General features: G+C 57.6%; 22 protein-coding genes and 2 pseudogenes. 5 read left to right on the plus strand and 19 right to left on the minus strand.

The window, feature by feature from the left end:
• Window positions 1-203: 203 nt before the first annotated feature.
• From I6F16_RS12420 to I6F16_RS12470, 10 genes are all read right to left on the minus strand, one after another.
• Window positions 204-551 carry a (2Fe-2S) ferredoxin domain-containing protein gene (locus I6F16_RS12420; RefSeq protein ID WP_225173779.1) on the minus strand — a complete coding sequence of 116 codons (348 nt, stop codon included), beginning with the start codon at window positions 549-551 and terminating at the stop codon, window positions 204-206.
• Window positions 552-1,616: 1,065 nt separating this feature from the next.
• Window positions 1,617-1,841: a hypothetical protein gene (locus I6F16_RS12430; RefSeq protein ID WP_225173781.1), complete on the minus strand. Its 225-nt coding sequence runs from the start codon at window positions 1,839-1,841 to the stop codon at window positions 1,617-1,619.
• 31 nt (window positions 1,842-1,872) lie between these two features.
• The gene (locus I6F16_RS12435; protein ID WP_050996303.1) at window positions 1,873-2,232 is read right to left on the minus strand and encodes a DUF3024 domain-containing protein; all 360 of its coding nucleotides are present in this window, start codon (window positions 2,230-2,232) and stop codon (window positions 1,873-1,875) included.
• Window positions 2,233-2,246: 14 nt separating this feature from the next.
• Window positions 2,247-2,486, minus strand: a complete 240-nt coding sequence (locus I6F16_RS12440; protein WP_036014885.1) for a nitrogen fixation protein NifZ — start codon at window positions 2,484-2,486, stop codon at window positions 2,247-2,249.
• Window positions 2,483-2,797: a nitrogen fixation protein NifZ gene (locus I6F16_RS12445; RefSeq protein ID WP_225173782.1), complete on the minus strand. Its 315-nt coding sequence runs from the start codon at window positions 2,795-2,797 to the stop codon at window positions 2,483-2,485. The genes I6F16_RS12440 and I6F16_RS12445 overlap by 4 nt, the downstream gene beginning before the upstream one ends.
• Window positions 2,798-3,136: 339 nt before the next feature.
• The gene (locus I6F16_RS12450; RefSeq protein WP_036031964.1) at window positions 3,137-3,361 is read right to left on the minus strand and encodes a 4Fe-4S binding protein; all 225 of its coding nucleotides are present in this window, start codon (window positions 3,359-3,361) and stop codon (window positions 3,137-3,139) included.
• A 10-nt stretch (window positions 3,362-3,371) separates the two neighbouring features.
• Complete coding sequence (gene nifB, locus I6F16_RS12455) at window positions 3,372-4,925, minus strand: nitrogenase cofactor biosynthesis protein NifB (protein ID WP_225173783.1); 1,554 nt, start codon at window positions 4,923-4,925, stop codon at window positions 3,372-3,374.
• Between the two features lie 689 nt (window positions 4,926-5,614).
• Window positions 5,615-5,836: a putative nitrogen fixation protein NifT gene (nifT, locus tag I6F16_RS12460; protein ID WP_036031961.1), complete on the minus strand. Its 222-nt coding sequence runs from the start codon at window positions 5,834-5,836 to the stop codon at window positions 5,615-5,617.
• Window positions 5,837-5,841: 5 nt separating this feature from the next.
• Window positions 5,842-7,014: a cysteine desulfurase NifS gene (gene nifS, locus I6F16_RS12465; protein ID WP_225173784.1), complete on the minus strand. Its 1,173-nt coding sequence runs from the start codon at window positions 7,012-7,014 to the stop codon at window positions 5,842-5,844.
• Between the two features lie 302 nt (window positions 7,015-7,316).
• Window positions 7,317-7,637 (minus strand): iron-sulfur cluster assembly accessory protein, encoded by a 321-nt coding sequence (locus tag I6F16_RS12470; protein WP_225173785.1) that lies wholly within the window; start codon window positions 7,635-7,637, stop codon window positions 7,317-7,319.
• 244 nt (window positions 7,638-7,881) lie between these two features.
• Between I6F16_RS12470 and I6F16_RS12475 the strand changes: the two genes are divergently transcribed.
• The gene (locus I6F16_RS12475) at window positions 7,882-8,472 is read left to right on the plus strand and encodes a hypothetical protein (RefSeq protein WP_036031952.1); all 591 of its coding nucleotides are present in this window, start codon (window positions 7,882-7,884) and stop codon (window positions 8,470-8,472) included.
• 8 nt (window positions 8,473-8,480) lie between these two features.
• On the opposite strand, the gene I6F16_RS12480 is transcribed toward I6F16_RS12475, so the two are convergent.
• Entirely contained in the window at window positions 8,481-8,876 is a 396-nt protein-coding gene (locus tag I6F16_RS12480) for a Rieske 2Fe-2S domain-containing protein (RefSeq protein ID WP_225173786.1), read from the minus strand.
• Between the two features lie 89 nt (window positions 8,877-8,965).
• On the opposite strand from I6F16_RS12480, the pseudogene I6F16_RS12485 reads away from it, so the two are divergent.
• Both I6F16_RS12485 and I6F16_RS12490 read left to right on the plus strand, forming a co-directional pair.
• Window positions 8,966-9,727: pseudogene (locus tag I6F16_RS12485) on the plus strand (IS5/IS1182 family transposase); the annotation flags it as partial.
• A gap of 340 nt (window positions 9,728-10,067) precedes the next feature.
• Window positions 10,068-10,403, plus strand: coding sequence for a hypothetical protein (locus I6F16_RS12490; protein ID WP_225173862.1), 336 nt, complete (start codon window positions 10,068-10,070; stop codon window positions 10,401-10,403).
• A 522-nt stretch (window positions 10,404-10,925) separates the two neighbouring features.
• Here the strand turns inward: I6F16_RS12490 and I6F16_RS12495 are convergent.
• Entirely contained in the window at window positions 10,926-11,801 is an 876-nt protein-coding gene (locus I6F16_RS12495) for a host specificity protein (protein WP_225173787.1), read from the minus strand.
• Between the two features lie 308 nt (window positions 11,802-12,109).
• Between I6F16_RS12495 and I6F16_RS12500 the strand changes: the two are divergent.
• Window positions 12,110-12,264, plus strand: a pseudogene (locus I6F16_RS12500) (IS5/IS1182 family transposase); the annotation flags it as partial.
• A gap of 612 nt (window positions 12,265-12,876) precedes the next feature.
• Window positions 12,877-13,035, plus strand: a complete 159-nt coding sequence (locus I6F16_RS12505) for a hypothetical protein (RefSeq protein ID WP_225173788.1) — start codon at window positions 12,877-12,879, stop codon at window positions 13,033-13,035.
• 23 nt (window positions 13,036-13,058) lie between these two features.
• Here I6F16_RS12505 and fdxB read toward each other — a convergent pair whose 3' ends face one another.
• From fdxB to nifK, 7 genes are all read right to left on the minus strand, one after another.
• Window positions 13,059-13,358, minus strand: a complete 300-nt coding sequence (gene fdxB, locus I6F16_RS12510; RefSeq protein WP_124163606.1) for a ferredoxin III, nif-specific — start codon at window positions 13,356-13,358, stop codon at window positions 13,059-13,061.
• Between the two features lie 11 nt (window positions 13,359-13,369).
• On the minus strand, window positions 13,370-13,570 hold the full coding sequence (locus I6F16_RS12515; RefSeq protein WP_036014914.1) for a CCE_0567 family metalloprotein: 201 nt from the start codon (window positions 13,568-13,570) through the stop codon (window positions 13,370-13,372).
• 12 nt (window positions 13,571-13,582) lie between these two features.
• Window positions 13,583-14,047 (minus strand): NifX-associated nitrogen fixation protein, encoded by a 465-nt coding sequence (locus I6F16_RS12520; protein WP_225124657.1) that lies wholly within the window; start codon window positions 14,045-14,047, stop codon window positions 13,583-13,585.
• Between the two features lie 6 nt (window positions 14,048-14,053).
• Window positions 14,054-14,449, minus strand: coding sequence for a nitrogen fixation protein NifX (gene nifX / locus I6F16_RS12525; protein WP_036014919.1), 396 nt, complete (start codon window positions 14,447-14,449; stop codon window positions 14,054-14,056).
• Window positions 14,446-15,855 carry a nitrogenase iron-molybdenum cofactor biosynthesis protein NifN gene (gene nifN / locus I6F16_RS12530; RefSeq protein WP_225173789.1) on the minus strand — a complete coding sequence of 470 codons (1,410 nt, stop codon included), beginning with the start codon at window positions 15,853-15,855 and terminating at the stop codon, window positions 14,446-14,448. The genes nifX and nifN overlap by 4 nt, the downstream gene beginning before the upstream one ends.
• 9 nt (window positions 15,856-15,864) lie before the next feature.
• Complete coding sequence (gene nifE / locus I6F16_RS12535; RefSeq protein WP_225173790.1) at window positions 15,865-17,508, minus strand: nitrogenase iron-molybdenum cofactor biosynthesis protein NifE; 1,644 nt, start codon at window positions 17,506-17,508, stop codon at window positions 15,865-15,867.
• Between the two features lie 94 nt (window positions 17,509-17,602).
• Window positions 17,603-19,159: a nitrogenase molybdenum-iron protein subunit beta gene (gene nifK, locus I6F16_RS12540; protein ID WP_036014925.1), complete on the minus strand. Its 1,557-nt coding sequence runs from the start codon at window positions 19,157-19,159 to the stop codon at window positions 17,603-17,605.
• Window positions 19,160-19,165 lie beyond the last annotated feature (6 nt).

Here is a 19,165-nt window from a genome sequence, read left to right on the forward strand (position 1 = left end):
CGCGTTGCAGAGGAGCCATTTTGCCTATTTGGCCTCACAACAGGCGGTGCGCCGCGCCCCATGTCAATGACCTACTGTTAGCGACCCGGAGCTCGAGTTGGACGGTCAACCTCAGACGATCCGAGCTCCGAGCGGCCGGGCAGCTCATGGACGAGCATGCCGTCCATGCTTGCTGGTCCGGTCAAGTGGTCGCGACGACGCCTCTAACTTCGCTTGAGCACCATCACAAGGCGGTCGACACGTTTGCCCTGCTTGAGGTGGGATTTGACGATCTCGTCAACGTCCTCAAGCGTGGTCACGCGGTACCAGATTCCACCGGGATAGACGACCAGCAAGGGACCAGAGTTACAAAATCCAAGGCAGCCCGCCATCGTGAAACCAATATCGTTGAGGCCTTGCGCTTTGATCGCCCTGCCCATTCGATCCCACAGGGCTTGCGCGCCTGAGGCGCCGCAGCTGCCGTGGGGATGGCCTGGCGGACGCTGCGTGTTGCAGGCAAAGACATGATGCCGATAAACCTGAGGGAGCTCCATTTCTCTTTCTGAGTTCATCCGCCTATCCTCTGATAGTGCTGAAGGGATGAGGTGCGAGCACATCATGCCCAACAGTCTCTTACTATTGAACGTCCCATGATTCCCACCCGCGCTTGCGAAACAGGCGCAATGAGCGGGCGTCATAGTGGTTGTCGTCGCCAAAGATGAGCGATAGATACCTACGCGTCCGAAGCCGCCTCCTGATCAATTCCAACCTCTTCTCCTGTCATCTCGATCTGTTTATCCACTCATCGCTTATTCACGATCCAAATTCTTTAAGGTAAGTTGCACACCAGATGCGCAACGTTCGCTGCTGCAACGATCCTTCGCTTTGGACTGCGCGCCTCGCAATTACTGCCGAAGCAGGGGCAATGTCGTTCGCTTCTCGCTTCTATCAGCGGCCCCCGAGCCAATGGCCTCGTTCAGCTCAATGGCATCGGCCGGAAAGACGGCAAAACCCTCGGACCTATTCACTCATCAAATCCCGCCGGGTTTTGTTCGCTCATCTCGGCCTCGCAGTTTCCTGCTTGAAGATATCAACCGCAGTCCGGCTCAGCCGAAAAATCCCGCGGCCACGAGTGAGCGGCCGATAAGCCGAGCTGGCACGGGTGTTGAGGACATCAAACCACTGGTCTGGCGTGAGCTTGGCCGGACGCTCGCTGATTTGTATCACCCTCCCGTTCGGGGCGAAGCGGACGTGGATGACGATTTCTTGCGAGTTCATACGATTCCTATTTTGGTAACATTATCGATCACGGGCCGAAGAGACCGACGATCTCGGTTATAACGTGCTTGGCTTCGGGCACTCGGCGCAGGCCTCAAGCCGAGCCTTGGACGCCGAGACTTTTTATGATTGAGCAGGCCTTCTTCCGCGCTCGCCTGGAACATTTCTTCTCCCTTTCCTGGACCAGTACATGTCGCCGGTGGCATCCAGCGCGCTCCTGCTTTTTTTGTGGATCACGATGTACAAAGCACGTCTCCTAGGTCCGCTTGCTCATCTCTTGCGATGATAGGTGTGCGCTCCATCCAGCTAAAACTCTGCTATTTCAGTGCCCGCACACCGTTCCTTTGGCCAAAAGGACGCTAGTCGGTCGAGTTGGGTCGGGGCGTAATCTGCACGCAGCGATCCGATCGATCGAGCATATGAAGATCGACTCGGAACGGCTGATCCGATAACTCTGACGCATGACAGCGGTGCCAAGAAAGCTGCGGCAAACGGCGCCGCCGCCTAACAAACGGAACCATGTCGGCGCCATCCGCAGCAAGCGGTCGTTCGATTTCGATCAATTCTTTCGCGGTGAGCGCCATCGTGGCTTCTTTTCAATTAAAGGGTGGTCCCTTATTGCCAGAACAGACGCTCAGGATCCGCGTTCAAGTCGTCGATTGCAGAAGGCAAGCGGAGGTAAAGGCTGTAAAATTCCCAGACTCCCTGGGCATGATTCTTCCGAAATAACTTCCAGATCCCGCTCACGGTATCATAAAGAATTAGGGCGACATCGATGAGAGCGCCATCCGTGTCGATGTTGTGCGAGCAACAAGGGCTCTCGACGAGGTAGCCGCCCCTCACCGGCCCCACTTTCGGCGAGACGTAAAGATAGCGCTTGCGCGCGCTCAAGCCCCGCTCAATTCGTTTGCGATCGAGCTCGTTTGGGTGAGGCAGCAACCCCGCCTTTGCTTTCCTCATCAGCGCGGCATTCATGGCGAAAGCCTCCTTCAAAGCACTGTTATTTCTTCTTCAAGACAGCCGATGAGCAGCGCCTCACCAAAATCGACAATATAGACCGGCACGTTCGCTTCGGTGTGGATAGCGACCTTGATGATTTCGCCGGTCGCTCCGGCGGCGAGCAAGACTCCCTCGGGCTCCGCGTTCGGAAATGAGCTGTCGTTGGTGAGGTCGACTGCGGCTTTGACTCGCTGGCCCCGTCGATATTTCGGAACGCCTTGCTGAGTCATGACTCCTCCGGTAACGGCAGATCATCGATCTCCTCACAGGTCTCCACCGGCTCTAGCTCCTTGCGTTTCATGCCAACGCGGTGGCCGCTGTCCAGAAATTCCACACCGTAGATGTAGAATTGCTGCAGGAAAGTGCCGATCGAGACGACGTACCCCACCTCCCCCTTCTTAACTAAGAGGTCGCCAATCTCCTTGCCGGGATAGGTGCCATCATTTCGGATGGTGCGATTGGCTCGAAGCTTTTGGCCAAAGGTAAAGACGGGTGGGCCGCTGAGCTCGACGATATCGCTGTCGCGAAGAATGCTGTTCATCTATCCCCTCCTCATGCGCCGCTCCCTCTAGAGATGCCGAGAAGCCGCCTAGCTCACGCGGGCAACACTCTGCATCATTTCGGTGCCCACCCGCCGTATCGTCAATCGCATCGACGATGGGAGGGCTGCCTTCGAGGCCGCTCTCGTACCACGAAGCGCCCTCGGAGCTCCGAGATGCCGCCAGGCCGTGCTGCCGACCCAACAGCACGACCGCAGGACAATGCAGAGCAGTCGCCGTAGGGTACGAACGCCCGCGCCTGCAAGGCCGCCAGCCCGAGGGCGACGCTTGCGACGGATTCAGCACTAGGTCCTGGCATGCCGTTCATGAGATCTCACGCTTTAGCCTGGCGCTTGATAGCGGGGCAAGGACGTGTCAACCACGCAGGTATTGTCGACCGGACAGGCGGCTACACATTGCGGCTCGTCAAAATGGCCGACGCATTCGGTGCATTTCGTCGCCTCAATGACAAAGCTCCCCTCCTTCTCCGATATAGCAACGTTCGGGCATAAGGGTTCGCAGGCAGAGCAGCCCGTGCACTGCGAGGCGATGATTTTGAACGGCACACATTCCTCCTTATGCCGCAGAGATCCGAAGCGGAACCGCGGCGTCGCCGCGCTCCACATGCTGGACTTCCCCGCGCCTCACCTTGTCGAGATAGGATCTGAACCAAGCGATCGCCGACTTCTCAATGAACTCATAGGCGAATTGATCGACCGGCTCGATGCCCGCCTTGATCAAATTGCTTTTGGGGCCGCCGCCAATCTTGGCCACGAAGACCGCATGGCAGTCACGGATGCCGCGCACGATGGTGGAAAGTCTATCTTCCTCGCCATAACCGCCCTGGCAGTAAACCTCCACGCGGCGTACGCCAACGAATTTGGCGCCGGATGTAGAAAGCTCGTACATTTGGAATTCTTTTGCATGCCCAAAGTGCTCGTTGATCAACCCCGAGCCCTTGGTTGCCACAGCCACCAGAAGAGTGATCGCGCTGATCTCTCCGGAAAGCTTCTCAAGCTCCTTTTGGCAGGCCTCGGCTTTGGAGACGCGCTCATTCTCTACTCTTTTCTGATAAGCCTTGCGCATCTCTAAGTCATACTGGACGTCCATTTTCATCACCTGATCAGTGGTAAACTCTGGGCCTCGATCGTCCCCGAGTAGACCAACCGCGTCGGCGCGGCACTGGCGACAATGCCGCATCATGTTTATCTGCCCTTCACAGGCATCTTGCAGCGCTTTCAATTCTTGCGCCGTCGGGCCGCGCTGACCGTTGCGGCCAAATGCTGTGCCATGCTCGGGTGCGGAGATCAGCGGCATGATATTGTGAAGGAAGGCACCGCGCGACGTGACCGCCTTGTTGACCTCCACCAAGTGGTCATCATTGATGTTGGGGATCATCACCGAGTTTATCTTGCACAAGATACCCCGCTCGCTAAGCATCTCGAGGCCTTGCAGCTGGCGATCAGTGAGTATCTTTGCCGCCTCGATGCCCGTGTAACGCTTGTGGTTGAAGAAGATCCACGGATAAATCTTGGCTCCGATTTCGGGATCAACCATGTTGATGGTGATCGTGACGTGGTCAATCTTGGACCTGACAATGGTATCAACATAGTCCGGCAGTGCGAGTCCGTTGGTTGACAGACAAAGCTTGATGTCGGGAGCCGCCTTGGAGACCAGCTCGAACGTTTCGAACGTCTTTGCTGGATTAGCCAGAGCATCGCCCGGTCCAGCGATGCCAAGCACTGTCATCTGCGGAATGGTGGTCGCGATCGCGAGCACTTTTCTCACCGCCTGCTCAGGGGTGAGTTTCTCGCTCACCACGCCCGGACGCGATTCATTGGCGCAGTCGTATTTTCGGTTGCAGTAATTGCACTGGATGTTGCAGGCAGGCGCGACCGCGACATGCATGCGAGCGTAATGATGGTGCGCGTCTTCGCTATAGCAGGGATGGTCTTTGACCTTTTCCCAGATTTCGGTTGGCAGATCGCCTTGGCCGGCCTTCGAGCCGCAGCTCGCCTGCCCGGTCTTGGCCGAAGCGCAGCAGCCCTTATGATCGGTGGTGGGCTGCATCATCTTGCCGTGATTTACTGCAGCTTTGACATATGTACCGCGTCCGACGACCGCGTTCATTCGCTTTTCCCTGGAGACATCGTCGCTCTCCTAGGACCATCCTTGAGCGAGCCTCATAAAGCTGGGTAGCAACTTGCATGCCATGGCCAGAATGATGCAATCGCAGCCGCAGGCCATCGAGTTGGCGCGACGTTAGCACTGGCGCATGCAACAACAGCCATGATGAGCTTGTTAGCAAAACGACAGATACGTCGCCATTCTCACCCAGAGCTTTATGCCTTGCGCATTCATTCTCGCGCTAAGCTCCCCCGAACGCCGCTCCATCTAACGCGTTTGCCGCGTTGCGGCTCTCGCAAGCCCGATACACGCGGGGGGATCCGGGCTCGACAAGGCCAGTAGTGGCTACCACGGATCCTGCTGGACGCCCAACGACGGGGAGCAGGATGGAGTGTAACCGCCTCGGCTCAACTGAGCGAGCGATTGCCTGCGTCATCAATTCCGTTGCGACAGCGATATGTTTGCTAATTTGGATATACCGGGGTCGCCCCTGACCGCATTGCCCGTAACTGGCTGCGGCGGCGCAAATTTGCTGGCGAAGAAGCCGGCCAATGCGTCTGGCGTTGTCGGCAGAACGGATCTGCGCCATTCAGCGTGGCCAGGACGATATGGAACAATACTCGGGGCCCTCAAACCAACGAGAGCGCCCCATGCAGCCGCCGCAACGACAAAGTCGATCTGCGGGAGTGTCTTCAGGGATCGTGCCCGGTCTCGTCCCGCTTTTTCGCATTGATTGTGATTGGCAACCGGGTGTCGCTCGCCATATCAGGCAAATCGAATACCCAGCCATTAGCCACTTTGATCCAGCCGCCCCATAGCGTCTCGTACTCGGATTCCACGATTTGCTCTTCGAGATCCTTTTTTGGCACGTAGATGGACAGGCCCTCCGGAGACCGGCGGATCATGATCTTCACAAGGTCTACTCCCTAACAGTGGCGCCGGAGATGGCGCGCATGCGAGCCACAATGTCGGACACAGCGCACACGACCTCATCGACCTCCGCCAACGAGGTCTCACGCGACAGAGAAAAGCGCACGGCGCCGTGCATCCGCCACGTCGGCACCTGCATGGCACACAGAACATGCGATGGCTGCATTGAACCGGAGTTGCAGGCTGATCCGAGCGACACGGCTATGCCCGCCCGATCGAGATGGTGGGCGATGGCTTCGCCTTCGAGGTGGTCGAAGGCAATATTGGCCGTGTTCGCCAACCGATTGCTGACGTCACCGAGCACAACGCACTCCCCATTGCGCAAAACTCCATGTTCAAGGCGGTCGCGCAAAGCGCCAATGCGAACGCGCTCGGGTTCAAGCCGCTCCGCCGCAAGCCCGGCAGCCTTTCCCAGGCCGACGATCCCGGGAACATTCTCGGTCCCGCCGCGGCGCCCTCGTTCCTGTGATCCGCCGCAGATTAGCGGCCGGAATTTAGTCCCTTTGCGCAAATATATCGCGCCGACCCCCTTGGGGCCGTGCAGTTTGTGCGCGGATAGCGACAGCATGTCGATCGCGCTTTCCCTTAGGTTCAAACGCACCTTCCCAATTGCCTGGACTGCATCTGTGTGAAACAGCGCGCCCGCCTCACGGGTCAATCCGGCCAGAAACTCCACAGGAAACAGCGTTCCGGTCTCGTTATTGGCCCACATAACGGAGGCAATGGCTGTGCGTGGCCCAAGCGCGCAGCGAAACGCCTCGATGTCGAGCCGGCCGCAAGCATCTACGGGTACTATGTGCGTCTTGACTCCCCTTGCCGCCAATTGCTGAGTTAGCGCAAGTACAGCGGAGTGCTCAACCGAAGTAGTGACAATTTCGTCTCGCTCGTCCTGCGTCGCCAGAGCAGAGAGGATCGCGGCATTATTGGCTTCGGTCCCTCCCGAGGTGAAGACGATTTCATGATCGTATGCGTTACCTAACAGGTCCCTCAGGCTTCGCCGGGCCTGCCTCACAGCAACTGCGACGTCGTTGCCAAAGGCATGCCTGGATGAGGCATTGCCGAAGTTCTGAGTGAAGAACGGCAACATCGCTTGCACGACGGACGGGTCAGTCCGTGTCGTTGCATTGTTATCGAGGTAAATCGGCGCTCGATCTTCGCTCAATCCACTGCCCCACCAGTACCAGCAACGAGGATTCGCCGACTAAATCCGCGGATTTTAACGCTCGCCCTCGAAAGCTTACACGACGTACAGCCACCGGCCAGCCTAGCCATAAACAGGCTGCCATCGATGCCGATCAGCTGCTATCCGCCACCGTGGAGTTGTAGAATGAGGCATGATATCTTCAAGCGCGTCGCGAATGCGACCCTCCCGCTTTGTCGTAGTGGACGACGATTGCCTCGGTTGTTTTGGCTCGGCCGGCGCGCTTCGATGTTTTCTTCTCATCACCTGAACAATGTTTTTCATCAGCAGAACGATTTCCCGCAGGAGCAGTTTGCGGTGGCGTTCGGGTTGTGAAAGGTAAATCCAGAGCCCTCCAGCGCCACGACGAAATCGATGGTCGTACCGACTAGATGATCGCAGCTCTTGCTATCGACGAACACCTTCAGCCCATTGCATTCGATCACGGTGTCGTCAGGCTTCGGTTCCTCGGCCAGACCCATCTTGTATTTGAATCCACTGCAGCCGCCTGCTTCAATCATGACGCGCAGACCGCCGGACGGGCGCGTGGACGATAATATCGCACTCTTGATCGCATTCACTGCGCTATCGGTCAGGTTGATCACGTCTTTCCCTCATCAGCTTGAACGTCGCTAACAGCAAGTCACGTGCCAGCGCGCAGACACTTAATGATGCGCGCCTTCGCACGTTGGCTTTGGAACAGGTGTAGGATTGCTTACATGAGGCGGTGCCAGCCAATGACACGTTTTCTTCTTAGGCTGCGCTGCTACGCTGCGGCGGCAGGCAATTTGCATCGCATCTGGCACCGACCAACGGGTCGGTGAAGAGCTTAGATCGAGGACGAATTTAATGACTGCAATCGAGAACACCGCACTCGGCAGATTTGAGAAGGAGGGCCGCCTGCTCAACGCCGTACTCAAAGGCGCGACTACCAAGCCGGGCCGGTTCGGCTTTCGTGGCGACATCGCACTGAAGTTCCAGACTCAGGTCGCCGACGAGAAGCGACCGCCGGACTATTCGATCGAGCAGGTTCTAACGATCGCTCAGGACGGAGAACGCACTTTTCCGGTGCTAGCCGGATACCTACACTCCTTCGCGTATCTTGCTGACGTAGCAACCGTCCTTGACGGCGCCTTAAGCCCAACCGGAAGCTACTTCATGTTTTGCAACAACATCGATTTACTGGCGAAGTACAGAGTGAAGTTCGGCGATATTAACTTCCACGTCTTACCCTGCGATGAATCCACCGTTTGGAAGGAGATGATGGACCTGGTCGGGCTGAACAAGGACGACATCAAGAAGCTCGATCCGCGCGGCAAGCTTGACTACCTCCTCGATGCCGCAAAGGATCTCGATCTGTCCTATGAGGAGATCTCTTACGATGGCGGGCTAAAGAGGATGGAGCCGGTGAAAAACCGCAACGAGAACCGCCCGGTCTGAGGCGGTCTTCAGTTGTCTGGCGATGCATCGTCTTCGACAAGACGCACGCCGAGGACACAGATATCACCATCCAGAACTGCCAACGCGATCGGCGTGAGCGTTCTACCCTGACATGGACCTTCGGCACACCGGCCGGTGCCGAGTTCGAAGGTCGAACCGTGCTTGCCGCACATCAGTCGGATACCGTATGGGTCCAGGAATTGGTTCCGCTCCCAGTCCAAATTGACGCTGTTGTGAGGGCATTGATTGACATAGCCAAGTACCTTTTTGCCCCAGCGCACCACAATGATGGACCACGGTCGGTGATTGCCATTATCATCGACGACCATAAGATGGAATCCCATGGCCTGGCGGCTTGGAATGTCGTTAAAGCCGCAAATCGCATAGATCGCGTCTGGCTGCATTCATCGCTCGTTTATTGGAAAACGTTCTTCATTGTCGCCGTGCAATCAAGCCTGCAAGAACCGTACAAGTGTCGGAACGTGTTTCCGGGCACGAGCGCTGGGACCTGAGCCACTGGCGCAAGCGGCCGACAAGCTGGAGGTGTTGCAGGCCAACCGCCTGCGGGTGGCGCACGAGGACGGCACGTTATGCAATCAGGACCTCAAGCGAGTCACGGTCGACACTACTGTGCAGCGAAGCCCATCACCTTCCCAACCGACCAAGCTGCTGCCCCGGCGGCGATCAAGGAGATCAGCCGCCTGGCGAGCAAGCCCAGGGGCAAGCTGCGGTAGTCCTATCTTGGTATTGCCAAGACGGCGGCAATGATGGATTCCTGCTACGCCGTTGCAAGCAATTCAAGCGGCATCACCGGCAGTTGCGCATCCCGCGCAGCCGGCTGGGCCGGATCATCCGCGAGATCCACCGCAACATCGAAGGTCAATCTGCGCTCGAGAACGCGTTCGCCCTTCCGCTTGGTCGGGCCACGCAGATTCGCTCGTAGCGGCAGCGCCAGCGCGGCTGCAGCTGCATTCCTTCCACGCCTCGGACGTGGAGTGCCTCGGCGATGGAGGGGCGCCAGCGTACCTAGTAATTTCGGTGCACCCGCGTCGCGCCTTCATCTCCGGCCAAAAGCGCGCAGTCTTCGGCATCATCAAGCGCGAGCTGCGCCGCCCCTCCGCCATCGAACCCGTCATAGGACAACTGAAGGCCGATGGTCACCTCGACCGCTCTTACCTCAAAGGCCGCGCCGGCGGCGCCGACAATCACCCTCTCCGCCGTCGCCCACAACTTCCGCCGCATCCTCACCTGGCTGAGTACTCTTGGCGTACCACCATCATTGTTGCCCTCAGCGGCCATCACCGCTGAAATCGGCTTTCTAACGGACGACCAAGTATGCGTTCAAGAACGAGGACGGCGTGACCCAGGCGCCGGCACCAGCCTATATGATCGCGAAGAAACCACCTCGCGGAGCCTGCTCCCCCTTCCCGATCGAAGAAGGCGGCTGACTTATTGGCCGATGCCCGAGATGACCGAACCTTCGAGCTTCGCTAGACTATGCGGGAATGTGAGTGATGACGGGCCTGAGATAGGTTGCGTATCGAGGCGGGTGTCGAACGCTGCCAAAACCTCTCGAGAAGAGCGATACGCCATGAATGACATTACCAATACTGTTCCATCAGGCGCGAGCTCCTGATCGACATCAAGCAAAGCGCGGGTTGCAGATCGGCCCGGAAATTGCCGTCGGCGACGGCGCGCTCGGCTTCTGGAAGGCTTCCCGGAACCCGACAACCGCGATGCTAGGTGCACACACGGTCAATATCCTGGACAAGGTACCGCTCTCGGTGCAAGCCGCCAACAGAGGGATTCGCGCCAAGTCTATTTGGCGTCGAATCGGACGTCCGACGCAGCGGCAATCGACGTCTTTGCGAACAATACCGCGCCAGATGCGGACGGGCAGACGAATGATCGCCGCAATCGTCTCACCATGAAGAAAAACGCTAGTCTATCTCATCCGTCGTTCGCAGTTGATCGCAATGCTCGGCAGGGAAGTCGTAGCAGGCCAGCAGGGTTTCGCGGTCCTTGACCAGGCTCGCGGCCAAGTTTGACCGTCCCGCAGAGAGACCATGTCATTTCCAGGTTGCTTATCCTCGATCGGATTCATGATCACTTTCATGGTTCTCTTTGAGCGCCGCCGCCGCTCTTACGGGCTCTGCATTGGTGCATTGACGATGTCGCCGACTGTATCAAGATGCTCCACTCAAGCAGGATTGGTCGGTAGACCGCCGCCCTAGCCAACGGCGGTGGGGAGCACCGGCCTGCGCAGCGCCAGGGCAGGCAGCTGAGGGCTAAGCCGCGTTGGCGGCGAGCGGCCCAGCGCTGATCGAGCAGCACTCTGGGCGCGATCCGCCGCCTGACGCAAGCGCGTGTTGAAGTGGCGAGCCATTCCTGCAGCAACATACTCAATGAACTCGAGTAGCCACCGCTTTCAGGCCCGACCTCGTCCACAGCGACTATTCGGCAGCCGACCCCGGGCCTAGATTGAGGCGCTCGAAGTACCAAGATGTGTCATCGCCTGACGACTCTGTCTCATCACTTGCTTCACTCGAAGCTCGCTCGATGTTCGCCTGAGCACCACTACTCTCGGCGGCAAGATATCCTTCAGGTTTGCCTACACGTTGCCATTTGCCTTCGTCGTTATGCGTCCACTTGTCGGGATGCTGGTGAGGATCAAGTACCCAGTGATTCTTATCACTCACAGGAACAAAGCCCATCTGAGCCAGACGGGACTCGATGCCTGGCAACGCAGGTTTTGACATTATCAATGCTTGTTCGCCGTCTTGCCGAAGCTGATGTTCAAGTAGAATATCGCCTGCGTTCTCGACGAGCGGATGAGTAACCCGAAGATCTACTTGGGATGTGACCGCGTTGCGACCGGGAAACTGGGCGCTGAATCGCCTTCCTCCTACCCGAAGTCCGCCTTCTGTCCTCAGAAGCCCGACAGTTTTGTCACCCAAGCGATAGGCGTAATATCGCGCCTGGTCGGTATCTTCGTCGGTGTGACCATAGGTTCTAGCAATGTTTGCCGCGCGCTCAGCTTTTGTGGATATGAAATCCGAGTACTCCAGTGGACGCTCGGCAATGTACTTGATGTCGTCGCCATAGAAGGCCTTCACTTCTTCCCCGAACTCATCACTGTCGATCTCTTTGATCGGAGGTTGGGAAGTTACAGAGTACGGCCGTGTCGTTGCCTGAGACGAACTTGGGCCAGCATCGGGCGCCATGCCTGCAAGCCTTTCCGCAAAGCCCTCGTCATCTGAATGCCTTGCTTCATCAGCCTGGGTAGCGCTTGTGGATTGGCTAGATGAGCCAACAATTCGGCCATACATCGGATCGCTCTCCTGTCGGTACGGTTTGGGGGTCAGAGCTCGCGTTGCTCGAGCTCTACCGAGGATGGTAAGATGTCTAGCTGACCACGAGCTGACGCGCCGAGGTTGAGCATCTGTCGCCGGCTCTTGTGAGAGGAAGCTAACGCCTCGTCAGTGAAGAGCGGCTGAAGCAAATGAGCTAGAACCGCATCTCATCGTTGTCATATGCGAAGGCACGGTCTTGGCGCATCGGGCATAGGAGTCTTGGAATTTGATTTTCTGGATTCCCTCGAATCGAGAGCCATAATTCCGTCGCATCGGAGGTGGCGATGCGGCCGAAGAAGCACAGGACGACGGGGATCGGGCAATCTGTTCCGGGCCAGGCTGGACCAGATCGTCAATATGAAGCACGCGCGGTTCAGCTCGCCGGCAACGTCGATTGGGACTGGATCGACATCCGCCGCTGTACAGCGAGAACGGCCGGCGCGCCACACGTCCACGAGCTTGTTTCGAGCGGGCAGGATCGAGCCACACAACCTGTGCATGCAACGCCGCAGATTGCTCGCCACGCTCGGGGCAGCGGCAGTTGGGCATCCTGCGCGCCTAGCTAAAGACTCTTTTGGCGTCTCTTCCTGACCGCCGATGGCACTGAGTTCCGGCCAGAGATGCGCGCCGCATGAGGCAGTCTTAAACGCGCGAGATGCGCCTTCGGCGGAACAAGCGTCCCTGCCGGGACGAAGGTGTTGGCCATCTTGAAGTCGTGCCTGCGGGCTTTACACGCCGCACGCTTCACGTCGAGATGCAGACCTCTTGAACGCGATCATGCGGCGGCTCCCTGTGGAGACGACCGCGGAAAGAACCATGAACCCGGCAGTGGATCACGTTTACTATCGGGGTTGACACCGTGCCTGCGAAGAGAACGGACGACTACCTCGTGGGCCTTTCGACCCGCTTCCACTTGTCGTTCTCGTTCCTCGTCCACACTTCGGGGTGCTGGTTAGGATCAAGCACTAATGGTTGCGGCCCACGTGAACAACACCCATTTCCGCTAGACGGGCTCCATGCCTCTCCTGGCAGGACGTGACAAGACCAACGGATGATCGCCGTCCTCTCGCATTTGATGTTCCAGGAAGATGTCGCCCGCGTTCTCGACGCGGATGAGCACCTGAAGACCTACCACAAACGTGATATCGTTGCAGCCCAGCTGTTCCTGAAGATGCTCTCCTTTAAACCGAGCCGGACCTGCTGCTCTTAAAGGCCTCCGAGAGCTGCCTTCGCTCATGCAGTTTCGGCTGCAGCTGAAACGTGGGTCTGGCAGTCGGCCGGGCAAACCCTGGCGCACGCACCGCAGCCGATGCAGGCACCCTGATCGTCCAGGACCATGATCTTCTTCTCGATCTCCTCGTCGTCGTCATTGTCGAGCTCGATAAGTTCGCCTTCCTCGTTGATTCCTTTCAAGGTCATGACATCTCGACCGCACACCTTGAAACAGCGGCCACAGCCGATGCATTTCTTTGCATCGATCGTGATCAAGTATTGTGGCGTCCAGTCGCGTCCGTCTCGTGTTTGAAACGACATGCATTGCCCCTCTAGGTATTCTCCAGCGCCTTTAAGGCGAGGCTCTTGCGCTCAAGTTCGGCATAAGCATCGTACGCCTTCTGCGCGACCACCATGATCGAGGTCCAGTTGATGGGCAGTTCTTCCGAAAGGTCGTGCAGATCCATCTTGGCCTGAATCGCCTTGGCGGACACCTTCCTTAGTTCGGCCTTCAGTGTTTCACGATCGCTCATGAGTGTGCATCCTCAATAGTTCGCCACGTCAGGGAATTTCCGAATCAGGTCAACTCCATCCCTGACATATTTATCTCCCTCCTGAGCCAGCTTGACGAAACTGTCGAATCCGAAGCGATGCACGTCGCGCAGCTGCTTGTTTACGGCGACCAACCGCCCTGCGATGAGCACTATGCGCCCGAAGCCTTCATGATGCAGCTTCAGAATCGGCTGAATCATAACGCCGGTCTCCCTCTCTACTGACAGCGCAACTGCATTGAAGAACAGCTCAAGCCGCCACAGTGTCTTGGCATCGGGATCACCGATAATCGGCAATGCGCGCCGCTTCTCCATGTTCAGGATATAGGGTTCGAGCAGATCACGATCGCTCTTCCCTTCCCAGGCTCCGTTGGTATCCTGAGCACGCCAAATCTTGACCAAATCGATGAGGAATGGCGCGTCGACCGGGCTGGCCTGCTGCTCTATTTTTGCGGTCATATCACCTCATTCATCAAACTCGAACGTTCTCCCCTGGTCCTTTGCCATGACCTTGCGCAGCCAGGGAGGTGGTGTGCCCTTCAGCACCCGCTCGAGTTTTTCTAGGAGCACTAGAATGTTTTCTGGTTTGCTCACCTTGATAGGATGGATTTTGTTGGCCACCACTCGCGCAGCCGCTGCACCACCAATGGCAGCGACGTAAAGGATTGCGCAATCCTTGATAGCCTCGATCTTTGGCGCCAACTTATCATCGCTGCCGTCTTCCTTAAGATCGCCATCAAACTCGATCGCTTTAACAAACACGTGCCCGCCAGGAGCGACATCGTAGATTGCGATATTCTTTGCCCAACCAAAATGAGCATCGACGCGTCTCAGGTCCTGAGTGGCAAACGCAACTTTCATGCAACCGACCTCTCAGTCGCGACGGTGGAGCTGCGATGGCCCGCGCATCGTGGCAGTACGCGCCCAGTCCGCCACTTATCGGGCGTAGGCTGATCGTTCTCGTCGCGATGCGCGATCACGAGATTCGCGATTTCGAAGATCACATTCCGCGTACCACGGTAGCCTACCGATAGCTGGTGTCCCGCGCCAAGTCGATCGAATATCGGAAAACCTGCGCGATAGAACGGCACCTTCAGCCGCGCCGCCGCTTGCCTTCCATGCGAATGCGTGATCAGCAGATCGCAGTTGTTCTTTTTGGCAAGGCCTTCCAGATCTTCGAGATCGCCAATGATTACCTCCTTGGTCTTGATCCGTTCGATCACCTCCGACTGAGTAGTCGTCACGGCAACGGCCACCTGCGTGCCCATGTCGTTCAGCATGCCGGACAAATCAAACAGAAGGTCTGGCTCAGCACCGATTGCGAGCTTGCGACCGCCAATATGGAAGTGCGCATCCAGCATGGCATCTGTGAGCTGACCGCGCTGGCGTCGATATTTCAAGGGTATCGGGCGGCCGCTGATCTCACTCAAAAACGTCATGAACTCATCATTCGGACAAAGGCCACACAGCCGCTCGAAGACACGAAAAGGCACGCCGGTCTTTGCCTGCATGACCTCTGCAGCTCGCCGCATCTGCGCACCGATTGCAATCGTCCACCCGGCGCGACCCATATCCGCAATTTGGCCGACGCCGATGCCGCCGATGGTCGTTGGCGTAAACTCATCCGGGATATGCCCATCAAGCGATCCCGCCAGGTCAGGGAGGAAGGACGGAGACAACCCGAAATCCTCCAGTATGACACGGAGTTCATCAAGATCGCCGGGCGTGAGGTGACATCCCGGCAGAACATTCACCCTCGATGGATCCCTCAGGCGACTGGCATTTGGCCCATCCACCAGCACCTCCACAATGCGCGCGACAGCCTTCTCCCAGCCGTCCTGGAACGCACCCTTGAAATCAGGTGTCGAGACGTAAACGAGCGGCAACTTTGCGAGTTGCGGATGCTTGCTCCGGATCAGCTTGAGGTAGGCATCCACATCGTCGCCGTTGGTCTCGGTGACACCAGTCGAGCAGATTCCGATGACCTTTGGCTTAGCTCGCTTGTAGATGTTCAGTATCGCCTGCTCGAGATTCTCATAACCACCCAGTACAGTCGTGACCTCACTCATCGCGGTGGTCTGCAGCGGTACAGCCTCTTTGAAATGCCGGACAAAGAGCGTGAGCCCGAAGGATGTGCACCCCTGGGAGCCGTGCAGAAGCGGCACTGCCCCGCCCAGCCCCATGAAGGCGAATGCGCCGCCGATCGGCTGGCTCATCTTCAGCGGGTTGACAGCGCAGGCTTTTGTTGGCGTCGTGACGATGGCCATGACGCCTCCCTACTCTGCGGCCTGCCGCATGGCAGATGGCTCGGACACCAAGATCTCCTCGATACGTCTTTGACAGCAGCCACCGACCGCATTGGTATGCTCCCTGACCGCTTCGACGCTCCTCAGGCGATGCGCGTAGATTGCATCCTCGATCGTGCCCAGATCGACCCTGTTGCACATGCAGATCTTCCTGGCGCGGCGCGACTTTTCGGCGAGCGCCGGGTCGGCGAGCGCGGTCGCGGGCGATTGCATCTGCTCCATCGCCTTGGCCAACGCCTCCCATGGCGCAGGTCGACGTAGCTGCTTCCACATCGGACTGGAGAGCGACTTATCGATCTCCTCCACCAGCTTGACCATTCCGACATAGCCCATATAGGCGTGGCAACGCTCCTGGTTGATATCGAGCCAAGGCACCGCCGCTTTCAGCGCGACGAACTGCGACTTTCCGCCCGATAGCATGATGTCCGCCTTTGCGCCCTTCAGCATCTCGTACATTTCGCGCGGCGTCATATTCTCGATCATGTGGGCATCATGCCCCATGAGCTCCTTAATGCGCTCCTTATCTTCCTTGGTCGATTTTTTTACGCTGGTGCCGACTACCTCAAGCCCGGCTTCCTGGAGTGCCGCAACGACCGACCATGACTTGACGCCGCCGGTCATTAACAAGGCCTTTTTGCCTTCGAACCGTGGCTTATACGGCTCGATCGCACCCCAGGCCCACGCTTCCTCGCGCGCGATCAACGCTTCGGTGCGCCCGAGCAGATCTGTCGGGGCGCCGCGTTCAACCAATAAGCGGGCAATCTGCCGTAGCGATTCGGTCGAATCTTGAATACCGTAGAAAGAACCCTCGAAGAATGGAATCCCGTAGCGTTGCTCCATCTTGCGTGCGACGTTGATCATGGACTTTGAGCACACCAACATCGACGCCCGTGCGCGATGAGATGAAGCGACTTCGCGATATTTGCCGTCGCCTGAGATGCAGCAGAGAATTCGCACTCCAAGCTCATCTAGTAATGGCTTCACTTGCCAGAGCTCGCCCGAAAGATTGTATTCTCCGATCAGATTGATGTCGTACGGGGTGGTGTAGTCCGGTTCTCGTGTACCGATCACATAGTCAAGCAAGGCCTCGCCGGCCAGCTTGTTGCCGAGGTTCTTCGAACCGACGAAGCCCGGAGAATTGATCGGGATCACCGGCTTTAGAAATCTTCGAGATGCCGCCTTGCAGACTGCGTTGATGTCGTCGCCGATCATCGCCGGGATGCAGGTTTGATAAACGAAGATGGCGCACGGATCGTACTTGTCGATGATCTCCTTGATCGCCTTGCAAAGCCGCTTCTCGCCTCCGAATACAATATCGGTTTCGCTCAAATCGGTTGTGAATGCGGTGCGCCACAGATCCGAGCCGGACGACACCGCACCCCGATTGTCCCAGGAATTGCCCTCGCACGCGATCGGACCATGTACCAAGTGAGCCACGTCGGTGAACGGCTGCAGCGCAACCTTGGCGCCATCGAAAGCACAGCCCCCGGCAGCACTACCCGGCTGCAGCTGTTTGGTGCAGCCGTTCCTGCGTTCAGCCTCCGACTTACTGCCATTCTTGGCGCAGCCCGGCTCGTCGAAGATATTCTGGACCGTGGCCGCTAGTGAACTCATCCTGTTTCCTCTCAGGGCGAACAAATTGCAAAGTCAACGACCATGTGCTCGTGCCATCGTCCATTGCTTGGGCGATGGCACGCGCAGTCGCTCATCAGCGAATGATGTCGAAGCTGTAGTCCGTTTTGCCAAGAACGTTGGTGTTTTTGTCGATCTCGTCGAAGATCTTGTCCAGGATCTTCACCAGCACATTCAGGCCGCCCTGATAGCCCCATAGGGGGGAGCGGTGATGATGATGCCGATCAAAAATCGGAAAGCCGATGCGGATCAGTGGCGTTCCGGTATCACGCTCCAGGTACTTCCCGTAGGTGTTGCCAATCAGAAAATCGACGGGCTCGGTAAACAGAAGTGAGCGCATGTGCCAGAGGTCTCGGCCGGGATAGGCTTGGCAGCCCTGTCCAAATGGCGAGCTTGCAAGCAGCGCCTGCATTTTTTCCTGCCATGCCTTGTTGCCGTTGGTAGACAGCACATGGGTCGGTTCGGCGCCGAGTTCGAGCAGAAACGCAGCCAACCCATAGCAAAGATCCGGATCGCCATAGATCGCGAACTTCTTGCCATGAACATGCGCGCTGGAGTCGGCGATGGCGTCCACCAGGCGGCCACGTTCTCGCGCAAGTTGCTCGGGAATCTCCTTGCCGCTGAGGCGTGACAGCGCGACGATGAAGTCATCCGTTGCAGATAAGCCCACCGGGTAGTTGAAGGATACGACGTCCTGGCCATGCTCCGCCACGAATGGCAGCGTCTTTTCCGTGCACCACTGTTGCATGGAGATAGTCGCCTTGGCATGAATCGCGTTCGCCGCATCCTCCAGCGTCGTACCACCGTCATACATCCGGAATTCGCCGTCGGTCGGAGTATCAAAGACTTCCGAATTGTCGGCGAGAACCGTATGCCGGATGCCCATCAATTCCAAGATGCGCTTGATCTCGCGAAGGTTCCCAACGGTATAGCCATCGAACCCGCCAATGATGTTGATCGCCCCATTCGGTTTGCGCTCAAGCTTCGGCGCTGTTCCGGCCTTGCCGTCCCAAAAATGCTCCAGAATGCCCTTGAGCGCATTGTCATAGCCGGTGACGTGGCTGCCGACGAACGCCGGCGTGTGGGCGAACGGCACGTCGAAGTCCGCCGGAACCGAGCCTTTTTCTTTCGAAGTCTTGATGAAGGCGTTGAGGTCATCGCCGATCACCTCGGCCATGCAGGTTGTGGAAACCGCAATCATCTTGGGCTTATACATGTTGTAGCTATTCGCGAGCCCGTCGATCATGTTGTTCAGACCGCCGAATACGGCAGCGTCTTCCGTCATTGACGAAGAGACACAGGAGCTAGGCTCCTTGAAGTGCCGCGACAAATGACTGCGGTAATAGGCCACACAGCCTTGCGAGCCGTGGACGAAGGGCAACGTGCGCTCAAAGCCAACAGATGCGAATACGGCGCCAAGCGGCTGGCACGCCTTGGCCGGATTTACCGCTAGCGCCTCTCGCGCGAAGTTTTTCTCGCGATATTCGGCGGTTTTCGTCCATTCCTTAATACGTTCGACCTCGGCGGGATGGCGAGGGTTCTCGAATATCTTCTTCTTGGCCAGCATCTGCTGGTATTCTGGACCGCGGAACAGTTCGACATGATCGATCACGTGCTCGGCACTCTGCGCCATTGGTGA

It is taken from the genome of Bradyrhizobium sp. IC4060 (assembly GCF_020193715.1).
GTDB lineage: Bacteria > Pseudomonadota > Alphaproteobacteria > Rhizobiales > Xanthobacteraceae > Bradyrhizobium > Bradyrhizobium yuanmingense.

What these genes read in the sequence shown, in the direction of transcription:
- I6F16_RS12420 (WP_225173779.1), bottom strand. Translation starts at nt 551, where the DNA reads ATGAACTCAGAAAGAGAAATGGAGCTCCCTCAGGTTTATCGGCATCAT.
- I6F16_RS12430 (WP_225173781.1), bottom strand. Translation starts at nt 1,841, where the DNA reads ATGGCGCTCACCGCGAAAGAATTGATCGAAATCGAACGACCGCTTGCT.
- I6F16_RS12435 (WP_050996303.1), bottom strand. Translation starts at nt 2,232, where the DNA reads ATGAATGCCGCGCTGATGAGGAAAGCAAAGGCGGGGTTGCTGCCTCAC.
- I6F16_RS12440 (WP_036014885.1), bottom strand. Translation starts at nt 2,486, where the DNA reads ATGACTCAGCAAGGCGTTCCGAAATATCGACGGGGCCAGCGAGTCAAA.
- I6F16_RS12445 (WP_225173782.1), bottom strand. Translation starts at nt 2,797, where the DNA reads ATGAACAGCATTCTTCGCGACAGCGATATCGTCGAGCTCAGCGGCCCA.
- nifB (WP_225173783.1), bottom strand. Translation starts at nt 4,925, where the DNA reads ATGAACGCGGTCGTCGGACGCGGTACATATGTCAAAGCTGCAGTAAAT.
- I6F16_RS12475 (WP_036031952.1), top strand. Translation starts at nt 7,882, where the DNA reads ATGACTGCAATCGAGAACACCGCACTCGGCAGATTTGAGAAGGAGGGC.
- I6F16_RS12480 (WP_225173786.1), bottom strand. Translation starts at nt 8,876, where the DNA reads ATGCAGCCAGACGCGATCTATGCGATTTGCGGCTTTAACGACATTCCA.
- I6F16_RS12490 (WP_225173862.1), top strand. Translation starts at nt 10,068, where the DNA reads ATGACATTACCAATACTGTTCCATCAGGCGCGAGCTCCTGATCGACAT.
- I6F16_RS12495 (WP_225173787.1), bottom strand. Translation starts at nt 11,801, where the DNA reads ATGTATGGCCGAATTGTTGGCTCATCTAGCCAATCCACAAGCGCTACC.
- I6F16_RS12505 (WP_225173788.1), top strand. Translation starts at nt 12,877, where the DNA reads ATGATCGCCGTCCTCTCGCATTTGATGTTCCAGGAAGATGTCGCCCGC.
- fdxB (WP_124163606.1), bottom strand. Translation starts at nt 13,358, where the DNA reads ATGTCGTTTCAAACACGAGACGGACGCGACTGGACGCCACAATACTTG.
- I6F16_RS12515 (WP_036014914.1), bottom strand. Translation starts at nt 13,570, where the DNA reads ATGAGCGATCGTGAAACACTGAAGGCCGAACTAAGGAAGGTGTCCGCC.
- I6F16_RS12520 (WP_225124657.1), bottom strand. Translation starts at nt 14,047, where the DNA reads ATGACCGCAAAAATAGAGCAGCAGGCCAGCCCGGTCGACGCGCCATTC.
- nifX (WP_036014919.1), bottom strand. Translation starts at nt 14,449, where the DNA reads ATGAAAGTTGCGTTTGCCACTCAGGACCTGAGACGCGTCGATGCTCAT.
- nifN (WP_225173789.1), bottom strand. Translation starts at nt 15,855, where the DNA reads ATGGCCATCGTCACGACGCCAACAAAAGCCTGCGCTGTCAACCCGCTG.
- nifE (WP_225173790.1), bottom strand. Translation starts at nt 17,508, where the DNA reads ATGAGTTCACTAGCGGCCACGGTCCAGAATATCTTCGACGAGCCGGGC.
- nifK (WP_036014925.1), bottom strand. Translation starts at nt 19,159, where the DNA reads ATGGCGCAGAGTGCCGAGCACGTGATCGATCATGTCGAACTGTTCCGC.